Source organism: Lysinibacillus sp. RC46, assembly GCF_041262385.1.
GTDB lineage: Bacteria > Bacillota > Bacilli > Bacillales_A > Planococcaceae > Lysinibacillus.
Genome location: NZ_JBGCCF010000075.1, coordinates 1 through 1,406, shown reverse-complemented (window position 1 = coordinate 1,406; position 1,406 = coordinate 1). Strand labels below are relative to the sequence as shown.

Sequence of the window (1,406 nt, the reverse complement as noted above, 5' to 3'; positions counted from 1 at the left end):
TGGATCTACGTCAAGATTGTAGACACACTCAAGTTAATTTTTTGTGTTGCGCAACGTCCATTTTTGGAGTGTTCCACATCCCGAGTAGACCGTCAAAGTGAAAAGAGCCTTTGACCGCCTACTCGGGATGTAGAGCGGAAAATGCATGGAGGTTGCGCCCGAAAATGTGGAGGGGTAGATTTCTTTGTCCCCTTTTTACGCTGCTACTCGGCACATTATCTCATATGCATCGGGTGTGAAATAACCAATGCTACCATGGATTCGCTTGCGATTGTACCAGCCTTCGATGTACTTAAATAAAGCTACACGTGCGGTTTCAAAGTGGCTGTAGCGCGTTCGGTATACTTCTTCTTTTTTGAGTGTTGCGTGAAATGATTCGATGCACGCATTGTCATATGGGCAACCTTTTCGACTGAATGATGGGATCATTTCGTATTTCTGTAAGCGCTCGCCAAAAGCTTCACTTGTATATTGAGAACCTAAATCCGTGTGTATAATGAGTCCTGGCGCTGGATTTTGCGCGGCTACTGCGTTATCAAGTGCTTCTAAGACTAGGTCAACCGTCATTTTACGACCAAATTTATATCCAACAATTTTCTTTGTATGACAATCTAATACCGACGCCAAATAACACCAACCATCATTTACTGTGTGGATATACGTAATATCTGCCACCCATTTTTCATTGATGTTTTCGGTTGTAAAGTCTTGTCCCAACACGTTTTCACGCTCTTCAACTGGTTTCTGCGTTGGCGTCGGACGGTACTTTTTTGTAATGTTTGAACGAATGCCTGCTTTTCTCATAATTCGTTGAACGCGATCAATACTGCCTGTATAGCCCTCTTGTTTAAGGATTTGAAATATTTTCGGTGCACCATAACGGCCGTCACTTTCCTTATGAATAACGCGAATACGAGCGAGTAGCTTTTCATTGGCGACATGATAGCTGTTCGGCTTTTTGTGAAATGATTGATAATACGTACTTTTAGGCATTTTTAAAATGCGACACATCAATTGAACGGGTTGATGCTCGCTTTCTTTTGTAATGTGGTCGATCAGTTCTTGGTCTTCTATTTTTGCGCGAATATGGTCATAGCCTTTTTTAGGATATCTACCTCTTGTTTTAAGCGAAGGTTTTCCTTCTGAATAGCAGCTACTTCAGCTGCAGTTAACTCCCCAGTTCCTTCAATTGGAGAATGGAGTTTAATCCATTTATAAATTGTGACTTCTGACACACCATATTCGCTAGCTAGTTGATTGACCGGTGTACCCGAACGATAAAGTTCGACTACTGTTTGTTTGAATTCTTTATTGTACTTTTTTTGACTCATGGTCGGACACGTCCTCTCTTATGTTCAATTCTATTGATTTAACCGAGGTATGTCCACTTATCTATAATACATCCA

1 protein-coding gene is annotated in these 1,406 nt (G+C 41.3%); it reads right to left on the bottom strand.

The features are described 5' to 3' along the window. Positions 1 to 195: 195 nt before the first annotated feature. A protein-coding gene (locus ABH966_RS26930; protein WP_370083798.1) for an IS3 family transposase occupies positions 196 to 1,331 on the bottom strand; the annotation gives its coding sequence in 2 pieces (ribosomal slippage) (positions 196 to 1,106 and positions 1,106 to 1,331; 1,137 coding nt in all). Positions 1,332 to 1,406 lie beyond the last annotated feature (75 nt).